This is a genomic window from Synechococcus sp. R55.8 (genome assembly GCF_047461895.1).
Lineage (GTDB): Bacteria > Cyanobacteriota > Cyanobacteriia > Thermostichales > Thermostichaceae > Thermostichus.
Map to the genome: position 1 here is coordinate 2644 of NZ_JANSIB010000038.1, position 18800 is coordinate 21443.

Consider the following 18800-nt stretch of genomic DNA (forward strand, 5'->3'; position numbering starts at 1 on the left):
GGCCCAGCATCAATGCTGACGGTGAAGGCAGTTTGGTTGCTGTCGGTGTTCTGCCCCACCATCAGCGGGATCTTCAGCTCATCGAGGCGGGATCCCTGCATGGCCAGGCAGATAAGGCCCCGCCCGTAGGTGGCCATGAAGTTGATAGCTTGGGGCGTGGCAAACTGGGCAGCACAGACCAGATCCCCTTCGTTTTCTCGGTTTTCGTCATCGACCACGATGACCATGCGACCACACTTGAGGTCTTCGAGGGCTTCGGGGATGGAGTGGAAGATCGTCTCTGTCTCGGCCTGCGGGATGGCGCTCATGGAAAAGGGGACGCAAAAAGGGAAAACCTGGCACAGCCGGCTCTGGGCACCGGATCTGCCGGATCTATGCTAGAGCAAACCGGGCGACAGGTAGGGATCCCAAGGCAGAGTCAGTACTTGGGAATCGAGGGATCGTAAGCCTCTGCCCAGGCGAGGATCCCCCCGCGCAGGTTTTTTCCTTGGATCCCAGCAGCTTGTAGGATCTTCAGGGCTTTGGCCGAGCGTGCCCCACTCTTGCAGTGGACGATCAGCTCTGAGCCGTTAAGGAGGCGACGCACCTGCTCCACCCCGTCGCCGTTTTCAATTTGGGGCAGGGGGATCAGGTGAGCACCAGGGATCCGGCCTATCTCCCACTCATTTGGGTTGCGCACATCGACCAACACAAAGTCTTGGTGAGCATCCATCCGCGCTTTCAGCTCGGCCACAGTGATCTCGGGGATCTCTGTCTGGCCAGCTTGTTCTGTGGCTTGGGCTGGCGGGATCCCGCAGAACTGCTCATAGTCGATAAGCTGGGTGATGGGAGGAGTGGCGGGGTTTTTGCGCAGCTTCAGCTCCCGGAAGCTCATGTTCAGGGCATCGTAAAGCAGCAGCCGCCCACTTAGGGTTGTGCCCACGCCCAGCAGGATCTTCACGGTTTCGGTAGCTTGAATAACACCGATGATGCCGGGGAGGATCCCCAACACTCCCCCTTCGGCGCAGGAGGGCACCAGTCCTGGTGGGGGCGGCTCGGGGTAGAGATCCCGGTAGTTGGGCCCATCTTCGTAGTTGAAGACCGTCGCTTGTCCCTCGAAGCGGAAGATCGAGCCGTAGACATTGGGCTTGCCCGTCAACACACAGGCATCGTTCACCAGGTAACGGGTGGGGAAGTTATCGGTGCCATCCACAATCACGTCATAGTTGGCAAACAGCTCCAGAGCGTTGTGAGACTTCAGGGCAGTCTCATACACATCCACCTGACAGTAGGGGTTGATTTCCAAGATGCGGTTCTTGGCCGATTCCACCTTCGGCTTGCCCACCCAGGAGGTGCCGTGGATCACCTGCCGCTGCAGGTTGGACACATCCACCACATCAAAATCGACGATGCCAATCCGCCCCACGCCGGCTGCCGCCAAGTACAGCAACAGGGGCGAGCCAAGCCCGCCGGTGCCAATGCACAGCACCTTTCCGGCTTTCAGCCGCTTCTGTCCTTCCAGGCCCACCTCGGGCAGGATCAAATGCCGAGAAAACCGCTCCATCTCCTCGCGGGAGAGGCTGACTTGGCTGGTGTCCAGGTTCAACATGCTCACAACCCTCCGGCAATAGCGGGAACGATGCTGATGACGGCTTGTTCTCCCACGGGGGTGTTGTTGCCTTGGGGCAACGTGCGCACATCCTCGTCGTTGAGGTAGACATTGACAAAATTGCGCAGCTTCCCATCCTCGGTGTAGAGGTGGCGCTTCAGCTCGCCATAGCGGGCGATGAGGTTGCCCATCACTTCGCCAACATTGCTGCCCTCGATCTCGACAGCTTCCAGGTTGTCGGTGTAGGGGCGCAGGGGAGAGGGGATCAGAACTTTGGTTGCCATGGGAGTTCGGGGAGAGATCTTGGGTATCTACTGGAGACTTTTGAGGATCCAGAGGATCTGGGCTGACCTATCCGTTTGTCGATCTTGTTGGGGCTGTCTACTGACTTTGAGGATTCAGCTATGTTACAGACAAGGTTCAGCACTAGACTACCGCTTTTTCCGGTGGTACCCATCCCAGCTTTCAAGGATCCCAACTGAACTTAGCCGTGAATTTCAGCCTGAAACAGCGGCAAAGCCCAAACGACTCTAGCTTGCCAAAGCCGGGAGCGGGGGGATGCGAATGTCTTCCAGCATCTGCATCGGCTCCCGTTGGGGCTGCTCCTGCTCATCCAAAACCCAGCTCACCACCTCTTCTGCCTTGCCCTCGCGCACACTGACGATCACACAGGAAAAGCCCCAGGGAAAAGCATGCTGCCGATCAAACTCGGAGGGGATGGCCGCATGGTTGGGATGGGAATGATAGGTGCCCAGGATCCCCAGCCCTTTGCGCACCGCATGGTCGTTGGCCCGCTTGAAATCCGCCGGATCGATCAAAAAGCGGCGGCGGCTGGATTCCCCGTCTGCCAGAGGGTTTTCCGCTTGATCCCAGGTGTTGGTCACCGACCAAAGCTCGTGGATGATCTTGTCGGATCCCCGGATTTCCCCAATTAAAATGCCGCAGCTCTCGTGGGGAAAGGCTTGTTCGCCGTGCTGGCGGATGCTGTGAAGGTGGTCTGCCGAGAGGTAGAGGGCCATGAATCTCGCCTTTGCCGATGGAGTTACCGTTCTTTTATTCTGGCACAAGTTGGCCGGGGATCCCTCAACTTAGCTACACGGATGCCATTGGGGCGCAACGGGCAGGCCGTTCCGCAGAGGCCGCCGCTGCTGAAAATGTTCGGCCACCAGTGTGGCGCGGTCAGACCCGTCCATCGAGTGAACCCAGAGGTGGCTCTGGCTTTGGAGGGGTGACGGGGGCATAGTGGGGGCAACCCTGGCACGGCCCTTGGGGATGGACGGCACAGCGCAACCAAGCCGAGTGGGCACTGAAAACACAAGAGGGATCCCCCAGGGGTGGGCCAAATTCGCCGGCCCGTTGACGGCGCAGCAGCACCACTTGCCGTCGCCAATCTTGCAAAAATCGGCTGTAGGCGCGTTCCCGCCAGCGACGCTTGGCCGCATTTTCGAGGACGTGGGCGGTGAGGTTATCCAACATGGAACGATACCCAGGGAAGAGGCCAACAGGCTGGGAGTTGCGTTGGATGGCTGAGAACCTCAGGATGGCACACACTGGCGAGAAGAACCCAAGAATTGCAAACTCTCCTTGAGTTCAGTTTAAGTTTGTGGAGTTTCTTCCGATGGCTCTGGCTGCTGGTGGCGGGCCTGGGCCCGTTGCAGGGCTTCTCGCACCACAGCAAAGCCCGTTCCCCCGGCGCTGAGCCGCGTGGCCACCACCTGGCGGGGCTCAATGGCCGTCAAAATGTCCGCCTCAAAGGCCGGGTGGAAGGTTTTCCAGCGCTCCAAGGGCAGATCCCGCAGCAGGATCCCCTCTGCCAAACAAATGCGCACAATCTGCCCCACCAAATCATGGGCTGTGCGAAAGGGGATCCCTTTGCGCACCAAGTAGTCGGCCACATCGGTGGCGTTGGAGAAATCTTCCTGCACAGCAGCCGCCATGCGCTCAGGTTGAAATTGGATCCCTTCCCGCAGCAGAAGGGTCATCGCCTCTAGGCAGGCTTTCAGGGTATCGACCGTGTCGAATAGTCCCTCTTTGTCTTCTTGGAGATCTTTGTTGTAGGCCAGCGGCAGCCCCTTCAAGGTGACCAACAAAGCCTGGAGATGGCCAAACACCCGCCCCGCCTTGCCGCGCACCAACTCCGGCACATCGGGATTTTTCTTCTGGGGCATGAGGCTGGAGCCGGTGGCACAGGCATCGGTGAGGGTGACAAAGCCGAACTCCTGGGAAGCCCAGAGGATCATCTCTTCCGAGAGGCGGCTGAGATGCACCAAAATCAAGCTGGCGGCAGCGTGGAACTCCACCAGGTAGTCCCGGTCGCTGACGGCATCCAAGCTGTTGGCGCTGATCCGCTCAAATCCCAGCAGATGGGCGGTGAGCTGCCGATCGATGGGCAGAGAAGTGCCGGCCAAAGCCCCGGATCCGAGGGGGCAGACATTCACCTCTTCCCGCACCCGCCCCAGCCGTTGCCAGTCTCGCCAGAACATTTCTTCATAGGCCAAGAGGTGGTGGGCCAAGCTAATCGGCTGAGCCCGTTGCAGATGGGTGTAGCCGGGCAGGATTGTCTCCAGATGCCGCTCGGCCAAGTCCAACAAAACTCCGCGCAGCTCCCAGAGGGCTTGACGAAGGTGATCGATCTGATCTCGCAGATAGAGACGCAGATCGGTGGCCACTTGGTCATTGCGGGAGCGCCCGGTATGCAGTTTTTTTCCCACTTCCCCCACCAAAGCCACCAAACGACGCTCGACGGCGTAGTGGACATCCTCTGCCTCTGGATCGGGCCGGAAGGTGCCGGCAGCCGCTTCCTGTTGGATCTGCTCCAATCCCCACCGGATCTGGTCGGCCTCTTGCTGGGTCAGGATGCCACAAGCGGCCAACATCTGCACATGAGCCAGGGATCCGGCCACATCGTAGGGCAGCAGGCGGATGTCGAAGCCGATACTGGCGTTGAAGCGGGCAATGGCAGGGTGCAGGGATCCCTCGAAGCGTTGGCTCCAGGGGCGAGGGGTGGAAGTTACCGTCGGCTCAGACATTGGCTGGGAACCGGAAGAATGGGGAGAAGGATTGACCACCGTAGGAAGACCCCACTGCAGTTGTGGAGAAAAAACACAGAAACCGACCGCCGACGGCCAAAACCCCGCCGGCTCAGGCCAACTGGATCCAGCTAGAGCAATGGCGACAAGGCTCTAGTGGGAGCTGGTGATGCTCTTGAGCATGTAGCCCGCCACGATCCCTATCAAAAGCGCCCAAATTTGGCCCGATTCCACAAAGCCATTCCAACCCTTGCGGATATCGCCCAGCACATCCTGTCGGAACACCTGCCCGACAATCATTTCCGTCTGGAAAGCCGCGGGGGCCGGCAAGTAAACCGAAGCGGTTTCAGACCCAGAAGGAGAGAAGTTCATGGTTGTACCTCAGGTGTAGATAACACAGTGCAGCCAACCTGGTAGCTCCACCAGCTAGAGCGTACCGCTCTGAAAGACCTACGAAACGCCAACAAACACTTCCACTCGCACCGGCGGCGCGGAGTGCTCAGCGTCTGCCGCGCTTCTGCTTTCTTCCTGCCTTAACGAACTATGGCTGGCAGCAGAGATCACCCCCACTGCCCCGCCAGAGGGATCTCCCCAGGCGTGACTTCCCCGCAAGCTGCAGGTAGCCGCTCCTTGCTCTCTGAGAGAGCCACACAGACTAAAGCTGGAGCAGGCTTTAGCCCATGCAGAACGCATGCCAGAACTAACCAACTAGCCTAGTAGTCCGGCAAAACCACGTCAACCAACCCACCGTTGCTGCCCAGCCCAGTAGCGTTGAGTAGCTTGCTTGAGCTATTGTGAGCGTTGCGGCCTGCTGTCATTAACCCTGAGTTTGAACTTTTTTAGCTAGGCTGGCTCGGAGTCGGGCAACACCTTCAACACCACCAGCGTTGTGTCGTCCACGGGCTCAGGCCGCAGGGAAATCTCGTCCTGCAACAGGAGCTCTGGATCCTCGGGCAGCCATAGGGGAAGAGGGTGGGATCCCCGACGGCCTCGGAAGGCATCCATCTGCTCAAACAAGCTCTCCAAAATGTCTTCGGGGGAGTCGTAGCGACAGGCAGCATACTGGATGGCGTCCATCAGCCCAGAGGTTTCCAAGCGCTCGCCGCGGGTGTTGGCTGTCTCCGTGTAGCCATCGGTGTAGTACACCACCACATCCCCGGGTTGCAGTTGCACGCAGCTTTCCGAGTAGTGGCTGTTTTCTTCCAAGCCGATCAGCGCCCCCTCTGTGTCCAGGGGTTGAATTTCTCGGGTGCGGGCCTGCCACCACAGGGTGGGGTTGTGGGCCGCGTTGCTGAAGCAGAGGCGATGGGAGCGGGGATCGTACTCCGAATAAAACAGGCTGATGAAGCGATTGGAGTTTTCCAGGTCACTGTACATGGCCCGGTTCAGATGTTGCAGAACACGGGCCGGCGAATGGCGGTTGAGGGCCTCCGCCCGCACCATGGCGCGGGTCATGGTCATCAACAGGCCGGCGGGCACCCCTTTGCCCATCACATCCCCAATGACGATGGCCAAGCGAAAGCCTGCCGTTTCTTCAGATGAGTCGGATGTTTCCAGGCGTTCGCCGGGAATCTTGATGAAGTCATAGTAGTCGCCCCCCACTTTGCTGGCCACCCGGCAACGGGCTGCCAGGCGAATCCCCTTGACTTGAGGGCACTCCCGAGGTAGCAGTTGGGTCTGGATGTAAGAGCCAATCTCCATTTCTTTTTCCAGGGCCATCTTGCGGCGCAAGGCTGCCGTCAAGCGGTCATTTTCGATGGCCACCCCTGCCTGATCGGCGACCAAGCGCAACAGTTGTTGGCGACGTTCATCCCAGTGGTAGCCAGGCTGACGGCTGAAGACGTACAAGCGACCCTGGACAGAGTTGCGAATCAGCAGCGGCGTGCCGAAAAGGCGTACATCCGGCCCCAAGCTCTGGCGGAACCGTTCGTCCAAGAGGTGTTCAAGGGCAGGGATCTTAACAGACAGGGATCCCTCCGTTTTGAGAATGGGCTCTTGAGCCGAGAGAGTTTGGGCGATCTGCTCCATCTCAGCCCGAATCTGCTCGCGGTGATTGAGATCGGAACAATGCAGTTGATCCAACTGGATGGTGCCGTTGGGATTGAACAAAACCAGGGCTCCCCCTTCGGCATCGGTCAGTTGGCTGGCCACAAAAGCCGTCAGCTCCAGGATCTGGTTCAAGTTGTTAAAGGAGCGCAGGGCAAAAGCCAGCCACGCCAGCAGATACTGCATCCGATGGTGTTCTCTCTCCAGTTCTGCCACCCGATCCGGCATTGCAGGGGCAGGCACAATGGCCGGCTTGACCTCCGGCAGCTCTCTATCATCGGACGCAACGGCACCTGAAGAGGTGGGATCCTCATCCTGGCCGGTCTGAGCTGAGCGCAAGTCCCCCGAATTGTCCGTGGGCGACAGCGACGGAGCATTGGGGGGGAGGGGATTTTTGCCCGAATCCTGGGCCAGCAAGGACTCTGACCACAAAGAATCTGACAGCCCGGCAGGGGGCTGCCCTAAAACGGCCTTTTGGGGGCTGTGATCATCCATCGGGAAGACTGGCGTTAATCCCTTGGAAACGTAACGAAACAGCTTAGCAAAAATATCACAAGCTTCATCACACTCATCCCTCACACCCGGCGATGCTGACGGGATCCCTGGCACAGCTCTCGGTAGAGCTGTTCCACCTGGCTGAGGTTGTGGCTGAGGGTATAGCGCTCCAGCACCCGCTGGCGGGCCTTCATCCCCAGCAGTTGGGTAAACTCCCGTTGATCCCGCAGCAAAGGCAGCAGCGTTTGCAGCTCTGCTGTCACCCGTGTCGGATCCAGCGGGATCCCGGCTCCATCGGCCAAAACCTCGCCATCGGCACCCACATCGGTGGCTACCGCTGCCAGCCCACAGGCCATCGCCTCCAACAGGGACAAAGAGAGCCCCTCGATCAAGGAGGGCAAAACAAACACATCGGCTCCTCGCAAGATCTCGATGCGTTGCTGCTCGTCGGCAATATAGCCCAGCCAGTGGATCCCATGTTGAAGGGTGTAGCAGGGCTTGAGGGTGTTGAGCAGTGGCCCATCCCCCACGATCAGCAGACCACACTTCTCCCCCATTTGGGCGTGTTTCCAAGCCTTGAGTAGGGCTTCCAGGTTTTTTTCCGGCGAGACCCGCCCTTGATAGACGAAGATCCGCTCCAGTCCCAACCGCTGTTTGAGGGTGGAGGGCCCAGGCGCGTACTTGTCCACATCCACACCATTGGGAATGACCACCACCTGCTGGGGGCTCACCCCCAGTTTGACCAAGATCTCCCGTTGCGTTTCCGAGAAGACAATGGTGCGGTGATAGTTGGCCAAACACGGGGCGTAGAGCTGGTAGGCCAAGTATTGGGTGCGAGAGGCGATGTTGCGCCGCCGCCGGTCGAAGGCCGGGTGGAAGGTGGCCACCAGCGGCTGGTTGAGCTCAGCACAGATCTCCGGCAGCACAAAGTCGATGGGAGAAATGGTCAAGGAGGCATGCACCAGATCCGGCTGCAATTCCTTGAGGGCCTGGGTGAGCAACCGCTTGGCGTTGGGGGCCGGGATCGTGTAAATCTGCGATTTGTACAGACAGGGGAGGGAAACGTCTCGACGATCCAGCTCCGCCCTCCAGCCTTCACCTCCAGGATCCAGGGCGGGCGGTTGGCCCTCGTTGGTGAAGTGAAAAAAGCTCACTTGATGCCCTCGATCCAAAAGGCCGTTGGTCATCTCGCGGCTATAGGTGACGTTGCCACAGAAAGGTGTCTTTTTGCCTATCCAGGCGATGTGCATGGGCGGATCCCCGCGGAGCTGAAACGCTGAGCTGCAAAAGGAGTCTCGATTCTTAAACCTCTACAAGAGTAGCAGAGTTGGCTCCTGCCTTGGCCCGTTCCCCCAGAAGAGGGTATCCAGCCTGGCGCTGCGGCAGGATTTAGGGGGCCTCTCTGCCCAATAAGCTCCAGGTGTACAGCCCCGCCAGCCCCGCCAGAACAGACAGGGCCACAAACATCCAGGGAAGGCCAAGGCGGGCTTCTGCCAATCCCGTGAACACCAGCGGCAAACTGAGGGCAATGTTGGCGGCGTTGTTCTGGAGCCCAAAGATCTTGCCCCGCAGATGGTCGGGCGTTTCCTCTTGGATCAAGGTTTGCATCGGCACCGCCACCAGAGCCCCGCCACAGCCCAACAGGGCAATCCAGCCCAAGCTGGGCAGCAGCCAGTGGGTCGTCCAGGAGAGGGCTGCCAGAGCCCCACAGAGCAGCAGGGATCCCAGGCCAACCCAGGCGCGGCGGCTCACCCGTCGGCCCGTATGGCCCACCCAAAAGGCGCCGATCCCCATGCCTAGGCCAGCAGCGGCCAACAACACCCCGAACTGATCCGGCTTCAGCTCTGCCATCACTTCGGCCATGCGCACCGCCAAAACTGCCAGCGCCGCAAACAGCGAGTAAAGCACCACCACCTGCACCAAAGCAGCTCGGATCAGGGGCACCTGGCCGACATAGTGCAGGCCCAGCCGGAGATCTTCCCAGAGGTGAGGGACTTCCCAACGCCGGGGCTCCAGCTTCTCATGGGGTTGTAGCAGCAACAGCAGGGATCCCGCCAAGAGGTAGGCTCCTCCCACCAACAGCTCCGGACCCACTTCCCAGCCCGGCAACCAATGGCGTACCCAACGATCTGCCAGGGTTAACAGCGGCTCCCCCACGGCAAACCCGACGATCAGCGAAGCCATCATCGTGGTGGTGTACAGGGAGTTGGCCGCCAGCAGCTCTCGCTTCGGCAGGATCAGGGGCAAAGTCGCCTGCTCGGCAGGAGCAAAAAACTGGGTCAGAACCGAGACGGCAAAGCTCACCAGCAACAGCCCCGCAAACCCCAAGGGGATCCCCGGCCAAAGGTCGCGCCCAGCGGTAAGCCAAAGCAGCGGCGGCAACAGCAGCACCAGGATCCCGCGCCCCAGGTTGGAGAGCACCAACACCCCTTTTTTCAGCCAGCGATCCACAAATACCCCTGCCAGGCTGCCCAATAGCATCGCCGGCAGCGTAAAAGCCAGCATGATGGCCGAGACCCAACCGCTGATGGAAGCCCCTTCCGGCTGAAATTCGCGGGCAACCAACCCAATCAGCAGCACCAACAACACCTTGTCCGCCAACTGGGAACACGCCTGCCCCATCCACAGCAGCAGGAAATTGCGCCGGCGCAGCACGGTTACAAAGTTGCTCAGGCCCGGCTCAGACAGACCTTGATCTTCCTTCTCTGCTTTTTGCCCCTTTTCGGGATCCTCAGGGGGTGGCTCCGGCAGGGGATCCCCAGGAGAACACTCCGGCGAGCTGAGGGCGGGGCTTGCTGTCGGCTCAGGCAAGAGAGCTTCTGACTTCAGCCCCCAAGTTGGCGTTGACGCAGGTGGGGGATTCTGGAGAGGGGAACTGGGGTGGCAGATCCCTGCCCCTCCCTCCGGCCAGCCCCATCGTTGCTCCAAAGTCATCATGCTCCCCAGGTGACCTGCCCATTTCCCCGACGTCGGCCCCACAACAGAATGGGATCCCGTCAGCAAACAAAAGTGGAAATGGGGTGCCCCGATCTTATCTTGGCCCGCCTTCCAATCCACCAACCCAAATCTTGGGAATCGGCAGGCCTAGCTTCCTGCGGCAGACAAGGAGCGCAAGGGATCCGGGATCGACTCGCTTGGAGCCACAAAGCTGCCCTTCTCTACAAAGGTTAAGCGCAGGCTCAGCCAACGAATAAAATCCGCGTTGGTGGATACCACTGCCCCCAGGGGCTCCTTCAACTTGTCCCGCAGGGGCTTTAACTCTGGAGCTTCCATGAAGGCCGGCTGGGGCACCCAGAAGAAATCGACAGGGCAATGGCGCTCCTCGCAGTATCGACGACGCTCCTCCAGCACCTCTTCCAGAGGCTCAGAACGTAAGAAAGACAGGCTGGCAACGACAAAATGATAGGTAGTCGGTTCGGCAGCAGACATAAGATTGCTGTGGAACTGTGTTGAGAATAAAGGCTAGAGCCGGGCGTCCACCGCTCCTTGCAGATCCTCTCCCTCAGAGAGAGGCAGATTTGAGCAGATGCGGAGCCGGATCGCGGGAGCTACACAGCGGCTGACAGTCTTCCAACTGCCGGAGAACGGGTAGCCGCGCCATGACTTCCTCAGGGGGCATGGAGTGTTCTGAAGCCTGCTTGAGGGTAGGTAGAGCCTGAGCTGCCCATTCCCGAGCCCAGGGAGCGGACTCAGGAGTTTCCTTCTCCTCCAACAGCTCTTGGCAAAGGGCAGTTGAGCGCTCCAAGTCACCACTGCCCTGATATGCCATGATCAGAGCTACACGAGCCAAAACGCATTCTTCCGGATCTGCCCTAGAGCCATTGCGCTCGCTCAGGCGGCGGGACAAACTCTCTTGTCTTTCTTGGATGGAACAGCAGTAGCAGAAGGACTCGAGAAGGTTGATCGCCTCCAGGTAGCGCTCCTGCTTGAGAGCAGTGATACCGGCGCGGAGGGATCCATGGGGGTGGGACATGAGCCTAAGTACAAGAAAAGAGTTCGGACGGACTTGCACCTGAAGGTTATCCAGTCAGTGGCCCGTCTTCTCATCCAAGGTTTCGTGTCTAAAACTACTATACACCCTCTGGACAAGTGACCGCCGATTTACTCTTCCTCTTAAGCTTGTGGAAAGGGCGCTCAACCCTTACGGGCTAGGGTGTAGGCGCTGACATAGTGAGTCTCCCGGCGCAGCACCGCACAGCCTGCCTGTTGCAGGCGCACCCCCAGATCGTCGTGGATGTAGTCGCGGTAGTAGGGTTCGTGGAAGGTTTGCATAAAGGCTTCCATCGTCTCCTTCAGCTCTGGCGAATCCAGCAGTTGCACCGAGTCGCAGATGACCACCACGCCCCCTGGCTTCACCACCCGACTCATCTCGTTGATGACATTTTGTCTGGCCGGGCCAGGCAGCTCATGAAAGAGAAAAACGCTGATGACGGCGTCAAAGGTGGCATCGGCATAGGGCATGGCCTCGGCGTTGGCGCGGATAAGCTGGGGCAGCTCCCCCGGCAGCTCCTGCAACAGTCGGTTGGCCTTGCGCAGATAGGCGGGGGAAAGATCCAGACCGTACAAAGCCGCTTTGGGCAGGGATCCCCGCAGTAGGCGCAGCATCCGCCCCGTGCCACAAGCTACATCGAGGATGTGGGGGCTGACCAAGGTGGGATCCAAGGCATCTTTGAGCAGGCGAATCACCCGACGGCGCATCGCGTCCGCTGTGCCCCCAAACAGCAGCTCCACCTGCAGGTCATAAAGCTCAGCCGAGCTGTCGCTCAGGTAGCCGTTGGTTTGGTAATGGAAATTTTGCAGGTAGTATTTCGGATAGCCCTCGGTGGAGATGTCTTGAGAAAACTCTTGGTAACGCTTGCTGTGAACCCGCCGAGTAATTTGCGGCAAATCCAACCACACCTGTGGGTAATAGCGGGCAAAGTCCAGCCAGGGGTTGTCGAACAAGAGCGCGTGCGGGTAGTACCCTGCCTCAGCATCTTGCCAGTCCGCTTGCAGGAGTTGTTCATAACGGGCCCGCAACACCTGTAGCGTGTCAGCGCTCACCCGCACCTTGGCCCGCGGCGGCGGGGTCCTCCCGGAGGAGAAGCTTTGCAGATCCCTGAGCACGGAGAGCATCAGATCTGAAGCTTGGGTGGAGAGCGCTTTGTGGGCAAAGCCGAAGATGTTTTTGCCCCACTGAAAAGCGCGGTAGGCAGCTTCTCCGACTGGAGATGGGATCGGCAGCGACAGCTCAGGACTTAGTTGTAGGCTCATAACCCTGCAAGGTGCGAATGAAGAATGAAGGCTTAACGTTTGTTTACACTTAATTATAGCAAGGCGGCCACGCCGGGCCGGCAGCCGCTGGGCGCGGGGAAAACCTGGCGGAATTGGATCCCTGAGCACACCCCATCTGGCCAAGCAGGGGAGTACTCTAGTGGTGTCCTCAAAAGGATGTCCCCGATTGCCCTATGAGCTGGAGGAAGGGGCTGATCAGGTCGATTTGATAATGGGAAGAGGGAGCGCCTCAGCATGACAACCAAGACGGTGTTGGTCATTGACGATAGCATCATGATTCGCAAGATGGTGGCCAGCATCTTGGCCGATCAGTTCCAAGTGGTGGAGGCCAAAGACGGGTTGACAGGGCTGGAAGCGGCCAAAAAACATCACCCCGACCTGATCCTGCTGGATTTTGTCATGCCCAAGATGGATGGCTACGACACCTTGCAGGCCATCCGCCGCGAAGACAGTCTGAAAAATACTCCTATCATCATGATGTCGGGGCTGAAGGAACAGGTGACTGCCCGCATTCCTGAGCCCTTTGTCGATTTTGATTTCATCGAGAAACCGTTTGAGGCAGATGCCCTTTTGGCTCTTATCCAAAAGGTCCTCCAGGTTGCCCCTGCCGCTGCACCGGAGCCGGGATCCGAAACCAACACCCAACTGATTCTGAACCGGCTCACCGCCATCGAGACGCTGCTGATTCAAGGTACGGAAAACTTGATCCAGCGGGAGGTGGTGGCGCGGCTTTCTGGGATCAACCAATGCCTGGCGCGTCAGGAATCCCGCAGCAGCAATCTGGAGGCCCAGATCAGCAAGCTCGCCGGCGAAGTGGAGCGACATGCCCAGGGTTTGGCCTTGATCGTCAAGGAGCTGCGGCACATTCGTAAGTTGTTGGGGGGATCCTGATGTCTGAGAGGGTCTTTGAGCGAGCTTATCGGCACCTGGATGCAGTGACGGCTCTGTTTGTGGCCGTGCTGCTGATTTCCAACATCGCCTCGACCAAGATCGTTCTTCTGGGGCCCTTTACCTTTGACGGGGGCACCATTCTCTTCCCCCTCAGCTATATCTTTGGCGACATCCTCACCGAAGTCTATGGCTATGCCCGCTCGCGACGGGTGATCTGGCTGGGATTTCTCTCGGCGGCCCTCATGTCGGTGACATTCATGATCGTGGGATCCCTGCCGGCCGCCCCCGACTGGCCCTATCAAGAAGCCTACGACCAGATTCTGGGCCTGACGCCCCGCCTTGTGCTGGCCAGCTTAATCGCCTATTGGGGAGGCAGCTTTGCCAACGCCTATGTACTGGCCCGCATGAAGGTGTGGACGCGGGGACGGTGGCTGTGGACACGCACCATCGGCTCTACCCTGGTGGGCCAAGCGGTGGATACTGGACTGTTTGTCACCTTGGCCTTCTGGGGGGTGTTCCCCGGCCTGGGCAGCTTAATACTCTCCAACTATGTGTTCAAGTGTGCCGTTGAGGTGGCGTTTACGCCCCTGACCTATGCCATTACCGGCTGGCTAAAGCAGCAAGAACAAGAAGACTACTTCGATGTGGCAACCGACTTTAACCCCTTCCGCCTCCAGCCTGTATCCAGGTGAGTCCATCAACTGCCCCAACGGATTTGGCTTTGAGAGGGATCCTATTTTGGTATAGTCAGAGCGTCATCCTATTTATCCTGCTGCCATCCGGTGTTACCGGGAGCTTTTATCCAAGACAAGACTTTTGTGAGGGATCCGCAAGATGATGCTCGTTTTCCAAATTGCTTTGTTGGTGTTGGTGCTTTACAGCTTGCTGTTGGTGGTGGCGGTGCCGGTGCTCTACAGCTCAGCCAGTGACTGGAGCCGGGCCAAGAATGTGATTTTGGTGGGATCCCTGCTCTGGGTGCTGATGGTGATCGGGGTGGGGGTGCTGAGTTTCCTCAAGTGAAGCCGTAGAAGGGCAGGGGCATCTTGCCGTTACAATCGGCGCTGTGGGGGGCTGCACTGTGGGTATGGTGGCCCAAAGTTCTTGTTGAGATCTCTGCCAGAACTGCGTACTTGCGCACCCCGGTGAGCCCTAGGCTCTCTCGGTAGAGGGGATCCCATCCTCTACAATGGACGGCGAGGCGTCGGCCTTGCTTGCCATCGGTCAGGCTGTCTACAGGCCGCGCTAGTGAGCTTTGAAGGTGCTGAGGTGTTTCAACCAGCGGAGGTTTGGGTGTTGAGAGCAGTGATGAGAGCAGGGAAATGTTCGCAGGAACTTGGCCTTGCTCGGCGAGGAATGAGGCTGGCCTTGGCGGGCCTGTTGATGGGGAGCCTGGGATCCCTGGTGATGCCCCATTCTGCAGAGGCGCAGTCGGGTTTGGTGATCACCGGCAGTGAAGGGGTACCTGTCCTCAGCTATCGGCTCGATTTTGGCGGGGTTCGCAGTCGTTTGGATCGCTATCGCCTGACCATTCCCCCCCAGAATGTGGCGGTGGCAGAAGTGCAGATCAACGGGGACAGGAATTTCGATGGCCGCATCGATCCGGAAAGTGTCCGCCTGGAGGTAGAAGGCCGGCCTGTAGAGCTGGATCAAGTGTACTGGAACGAGGAGTTTCGCTCTCTAGAGGTGGTGGCCCGTCAACCCATTGCTGCCGGTCAGGAGATCCGTCTGGTGCTCTCCAACGTGCGCAACCCTTCATCTGCCGGTATCTACCGTGTGGAGGCGCGGGTACGGGGTACGGAACCCAACCCCCTCTTCCGGAATGTGGGCAACTGGCTGATTACCATTGAAGACCCAGAGCGGATTGGCTTCTGATCTATTGACCCGATGATCTGACCTACTGTTGATCTTTGCGGCGATCCTATAGGCACAGCCCTTTTGCGGGTCTGGGACAGCGACACCCAAGTTCCCGGCCAGTTGGGGTGGGATCCCTCTGCAAGTGTTTGTTCGCCGTGGTATGGGCTGCTGGAAAAAGCCGGAGTTCTGAGTTTTTCTAAGAATGGGGATTGTGCAAATCCGGCAAGTTTGGGTGGGGGAGTGTTTACCTTGTTGCTTGCTGACACTTGGTATCCCGATTGGTGGCAGGCTCTAATTTTGGGCATGGTGCAAGGGATCACCGAATTTCTGCCCATTAGCAGCACGGCCCATCTGCGGGTGTTTCCGGCTTTGGTGGGGTGGCCGGATGCGGGAGCTTCGTTTACGGCGGTGATCCAGTTGGGCAGTTTGGGGGCGGTGCTGATCTACTTTGCCTCTGACCTGCGCCAGTTGATCCTCGGCTCTTGGAAGGCTTGGCGAGAACGAGATTTCCAGCAGGAGCCTTGGCGGCTGCTGGTAGGGATCCTGGTGGGAACAGTGCCAATTGTGGTTGCCGGCTGGGCCATCAAGGCCATTTGGGGATCCCCACCCCGCCAGTTGTGGGTGATCGCCACTGCAGCCATTGGCTTGGCTGTGTTGTTGGGCTGGGCAGAGCAAACGGGCAAACGCCAGCGAGACCTTCACAGCTTGGGCATTGGGGATGGGATCTGGGTGGGGCTGGCCCAAGCTTTGTCCCTGATCCCTGGGGTGTCGCGCTCCGGCTCGACGCTGACGGCAGGGCTGTTTCTCCATTTGCAACGCCCGGCTGCCGCCCGTTACTCCTTCTTGCTGGGGATCCCGGCGCTCTTTTTGGCGGGGGTAGAAGAGTTGATCTCTGAGTTCAGGGCAGAGGCGCTGCTGTCGCAGGGGTTGGGCACTCTTTCTGCTTTTGTCTTTTCCTATCTCTCTATCGATTGGCTGATTCAGTTTTTGCAGCGCAGCAGCACCTGGCTGTTCATCGTCTATCGGATTGGCTTTGGCCTGTTCATTTTCTTGGGGTTGGCCCTGGGGTTCCTGAAACCCTAGGCTGGGTTTTGCAGCTCCTTCCTTCACCCTTGCTCCCGCAGGCTCTGCAGCGCCTTGGGCAGGTGCTCCGCCAGGTGGGCCGGATCCACCCCTGTTAGACCGCGTTCCCGCGCCAGCTGGATAGCCGCTTGGGCATGCCACCACACCCCGGCACAGGCGCAACTGAGCAGCTCAGCAATCTCCAAGGGCCAACCCACTTGGGCCGTTCGGCGGGCCACCAGGCCACCAATCAGGCCAGTCAAGACATCGCCGCTGCCACCGCGGGCCAAAGCCGGCGTGCTCTCCGGATTCACCCAGCATTCCCCAGTGGGAGAGGCGATCACCGTCCGCGCCCCCTTCAAAACCACTACAGCTCCACTCTGGGCTGCTGCTCTTTGGGCTGCCTCGATGCGATCCCCAAGCGGGATCCCTGGAAAGAGCCGCCGAAATTCCCCCAGGTGGGGGGTGAGAATGGCTTGGATCCCGTTTTCTGGCAGGCGCTCTACCCCCATCTCCGCCAGAGCATTGAGGCCATCGGCATCGATAACCCAGGGGATCCCGGCCCAATCCCGCAGCAGGAGTTCCAGCAGCGGTAAGCGGGTTTCTCCCAAGCCCGGCCCCACGGCCACCGCCTGAAAGGGTTTCTCGGCAACCGGCGGCAGAGAAGGGATCCCTTCCCAGGCATGAACCAAAACCTCTGGCAAGGCGCTGTGGATCAGTCCTTTCAACTCCGCCGGCACCGCCATCGTCACCATACCCACCCCACTGGCGCGGGATCCCAGCCCCGCCAACAGGGCCGCCCCGGCATAGGCCGCCGAGCCTGCCACCCCTAGCAGGGATCCCTGGCGGTATTTGTGGGTATCCAAAGGGGGATCCGCGGGAAAGTGCTGCCAAGGCCGCAGCAACAACCGGGGAACCTCCACCTCTGGGCAGGCCCAAGCGGGGATCCCAAAATCAACGCGACGTAACCGTCCTACCCAAGGCAGAGCTGCTTCCTGCCACAGCCCCCGTTTCCAAAGGCCAAGGGTATAGGTATGGCTGGCGCGAATGCAGCAGCCCCAGACTTCCCCGGTTTGGTCGTTGAGGCCAGACGGCAAATCCAGGCTAAGGATGGGGATCCCACTGCCATTGGCCCACCCCACCGCCCCCGCCCAAGGCTCCCCCAAAGGCCGGTTCAGACCGATCCCAAACAGGGCATCAATTAACAAATCGCAATCGGCCAGCTCTTCAAGACTCTCCACAAACTCTGCCCCCAGCGCCTTGAGATAGCGGGCGTGGTCTGCCGTCAGGGGCTTGAGTTCTGGCTTGCCCAGCCACACCTTCACCGACTTTTGGGCCAGCCATAGCTCCCGCCCAACCACCAACCCATCGCCACCGTTGTGCCCTGTCCCACAGAGGATCCCAATGCGATGGGCTTGCGGAAAATCCTTCTGCAACTGAGCAACAACGGCCAGCCCCACCTTCTCCATCAGAGCGGCAACGGGCATGCCGGCAGAGAAGATCTGCTCCTCAATGCGCTGCATCTGTGCGGAACTGACCAGGCTGATGGCCGGATTGAACTGGCAACGAGAACCCATATCGCTACGCAACGCTGTTGCAACCGGCGGCATTGCTGAGGGGAGATGGCTCATGGCTAAGTTGCGCTAATCGAGCTTAGCTCTATCACATTCCCATCCGGATCCCGGACGAACACTGCCGCTCGCCCGGAAGCGCTCGGTTGCACCTCATACCCTTCCTGCCGCAGGCGAGCCTTCACCGCTTCCAAGTCATCTACCCCCAGCGCCACATGGGGATTACGCCCCCACTTTGAGGATCCCGTTCCGCTTCGCTGCCGTGGATCCATCGGCTCCTCGGCCACGATTAAATGAATTTGGGAGGAACCCACTTGATACCAAGCGCCGGGAAAGTCAAACGGCAACCGTTCCACCTTGGGGATCCCAAGCACCGTTCCGTAAAAATGTTCGGCTCTGGCCAGATCGCTTACCCAAAGGGCGGTGTGCAGGTGCTGGTAGGTTGGCTTTCGTGGAGTAGTCATCGTCTTGGCGGCGGATCTTGACCCGAGGGCTTTGCAGGATCTGGTGCAAACAGGTTTATTTTCTCGCAACAGCCAGCCAAACCTGTGAGCTAAGGTGGAGCTAACGCACCGGCGACGACCCTACTCTTGTTCTCGCACAGGGGTTGACCTATGGGATCCCGCACCAAGTTTTTTGGCACGGTCTTGGCCATGCTGGCCGTGAACAGCATCTACATGCAGTTGCAGCAGCTTTCCCTGAGGCTGGAGGAAAGGGATCCCGCCCCCTCTGAGCAGTCTTTTCCAGAGCCTCAAAGCAGCCAGGACTCCGTCCTGCTTCCGCGAGCGGAACGGCTGGATCCCTGGCGTCGTGTTGCCCAAGTTTTGCAGGGGTTGCGGCTCGGCGATGCCGGCTTCAGAGGACTTCGTCCCGCCAACGCGAACGGGATCCTGTCGCCAGAGTCCACGTCCCCCCTGGAGCCTTGAGTGCCAAGCTGAGAGCATGACTCTAGTCAATAATAAGCTCAACTATACTGAAAATAATGTATAA

The 18800-nt window shown here is 59.2% G+C and carries 21 protein-coding genes; 6 read left to right on the forward strand and 15 right to left on the reverse strand.

Annotated features, from left to right (window positions below; all coding sequences use genetic code 11):
- The 13 genes from NW829_RS05545 to NW829_RS05605 all read right to left on the reverse strand — a co-directional run.
- The coding region (locus tag NW829_RS05545) for a 3,4-dihydroxy-2-butanone-4-phosphate synthase (RefSeq protein ID WP_414416621.1) at positions 1-308 on the reverse strand (308 nt) is incomplete at its 3' end.
- A gap of 110 nt (positions 309-418) precedes the next feature.
- Positions 419-1588, reverse strand: a complete 1170-nt coding sequence (gene moeB, locus NW829_RS05550; protein WP_414416622.1) for a molybdopterin-synthase adenylyltransferase MoeB — start codon at positions 1586-1588, stop codon at positions 419-421.
- Positions 1589-1590: 2 nt separating this feature from the next.
- A complete protein-coding gene (locus NW829_RS05555; protein ID WP_011433658.1) occupies positions 1591-1872 on the reverse strand; it encodes a MoaD/ThiS family protein in 282 nt (93 codons plus the stop codon).
- Positions 1873-2118: 246 nt separating this feature from the next.
- Entirely contained in the window at positions 2119-2607 is a 489-nt protein-coding gene (locus NW829_RS05560) for a M67 family metallopeptidase (protein WP_011433657.1), read from the reverse strand.
- A 160-nt stretch (positions 2608-2767) separates the two neighbouring features.
- Positions 2768-3064: a DUF6464 family protein gene (locus NW829_RS05565; RefSeq protein WP_414329336.1), complete on the reverse strand. Its 297-nt coding sequence runs from the start codon at positions 3062-3064 to the stop codon at positions 2768-2770.
- Positions 3065-3183: 119 nt separating this feature from the next.
- Positions 3184-4617 carry an argininosuccinate lyase gene (gene argH / locus NW829_RS05570; RefSeq protein WP_414349809.1) on the reverse strand — a complete coding sequence of 478 codons (1434 nt, stop codon included), beginning with the start codon at positions 4615-4617 and terminating at the stop codon, positions 3184-3186.
- Between the two features lie 153 nt (positions 4618-4770).
- Positions 4771-4989, reverse strand: a complete 219-nt coding sequence (locus tag NW829_RS05575) for a hypothetical protein (protein WP_414329334.1) — start codon at positions 4987-4989, stop codon at positions 4771-4773.
- Positions 4990-5460: 471 nt separating this feature from the next.
- Entirely contained in the window at positions 5461-7158 is a 1698-nt protein-coding gene (locus tag NW829_RS05580) for a PP2C family protein-serine/threonine phosphatase (protein ID WP_414413582.1), read from the reverse strand.
- An 80-nt stretch (positions 7159-7238) separates the two neighbouring features.
- Complete coding sequence (locus tag NW829_RS05585; protein WP_414413583.1) at positions 7239-8408, reverse strand: glycosyltransferase family 4 protein; 1170 nt, start codon at positions 8406-8408, stop codon at positions 7239-7241.
- Positions 8409-8547: 139 nt separating this feature from the next.
- Complete coding sequence (locus NW829_RS05590) at positions 8548-10092, reverse strand: MFS transporter (protein ID WP_414416623.1); 1545 nt, start codon at positions 10090-10092, stop codon at positions 8548-8550.
- 150 nt (positions 10093-10242) lie between these two features.
- Positions 10243-10587: an MgPME-cyclase complex family protein gene (locus NW829_RS05595; RefSeq protein ID WP_414329330.1), complete on the reverse strand. Its 345-nt coding sequence runs from the start codon at positions 10585-10587 to the stop codon at positions 10243-10245.
- Positions 10588-10660: 73 nt separating this feature from the next.
- A complete protein-coding gene (locus tag NW829_RS05600) occupies positions 10661-11131 on the reverse strand; it encodes a hypothetical protein (RefSeq protein ID WP_011433648.1) in 471 nt (156 codons plus the stop codon).
- Positions 11132-11292: 161 nt separating this feature from the next.
- Entirely contained in the window at positions 11293-12411 is a 1119-nt protein-coding gene (locus NW829_RS05605; RefSeq protein ID WP_011433647.1) for a class I SAM-dependent methyltransferase, read from the reverse strand.
- Between the two features lie 255 nt (positions 12412-12666).
- Here NW829_RS05605 and NW829_RS05610 point away from each other — a divergent pair, with 255 nt between their 5' ends.
- From NW829_RS05610 to NW829_RS05630, 5 genes are all read left to right on the forward strand, one after another.
- Positions 12667-13323, forward strand: a complete 657-nt coding sequence (locus NW829_RS05610) for a response regulator (RefSeq protein ID WP_414408810.1) — start codon at positions 12667-12669, stop codon at positions 13321-13323.
- Positions 13323-14015: a queuosine precursor transporter gene (locus NW829_RS05615; protein ID WP_414408811.1), complete on the forward strand. Its 693-nt coding sequence runs from the start codon at positions 13323-13325 to the stop codon at positions 14013-14015. The genes NW829_RS05610 and NW829_RS05615 overlap by 1 nt, the downstream gene beginning before the upstream one ends.
- Before the next feature lie 142 nt (positions 14016-14157).
- On the forward strand, positions 14158-14343 hold the full coding sequence (gene psbZ, locus NW829_RS05620; protein WP_011433643.1) for a photosystem II reaction center protein PsbZ: 186 nt from the start codon (positions 14158-14160) through the stop codon (positions 14341-14343).
- 333 nt (positions 14344-14676) lie between these two features.
- Positions 14677-15195 (forward strand): DUF2808 domain-containing protein, encoded by a 519-nt coding sequence (locus NW829_RS05625; RefSeq protein WP_414374581.1) that lies wholly within the window; start codon positions 14677-14679, stop codon positions 15193-15195.
- Between the two features lie 231 nt (positions 15196-15426).
- Positions 15427-16260 carry an undecaprenyl-diphosphate phosphatase gene (locus tag NW829_RS05630; protein ID WP_414416624.1) on the forward strand — a complete coding sequence of 278 codons (834 nt, stop codon included), beginning with the start codon at positions 15427-15429 and terminating at the stop codon, positions 16258-16260.
- A gap of 23 nt (positions 16261-16283) precedes the next feature.
- Here the strand turns inward: NW829_RS05630 and NW829_RS05635 are convergent, their stop codons facing one another.
- The gene (locus tag NW829_RS05635) at positions 16284-17816 is read right to left on the reverse strand and encodes an NAD(P)H-hydrate dehydratase (RefSeq protein ID WP_414416625.1); all 1533 of its coding nucleotides are present in this window, start codon (positions 17814-17816) and stop codon (positions 16284-16286) included.
- A gap of 56 nt (positions 17817-17872) precedes the next feature.
- On the reverse strand, positions 17873-18274 hold the full coding sequence (locus NW829_RS05640) for a VOC family protein (protein ID WP_041436641.1): 402 nt from the start codon (positions 18272-18274) through the stop codon (positions 17873-17875).
- A gap of 150 nt (positions 18275-18424) precedes the next feature.
- Between NW829_RS05640 and NW829_RS05645 the strand changes: the two genes are divergently transcribed.
- Positions 18425-18736: a hypothetical protein gene (locus tag NW829_RS05645; protein WP_414416626.1), complete on the forward strand. Its 312-nt coding sequence runs from the start codon at positions 18425-18427 to the stop codon at positions 18734-18736.
- The last annotated feature ends 64 nt before the right edge of the window (positions 18737-18800 follow it).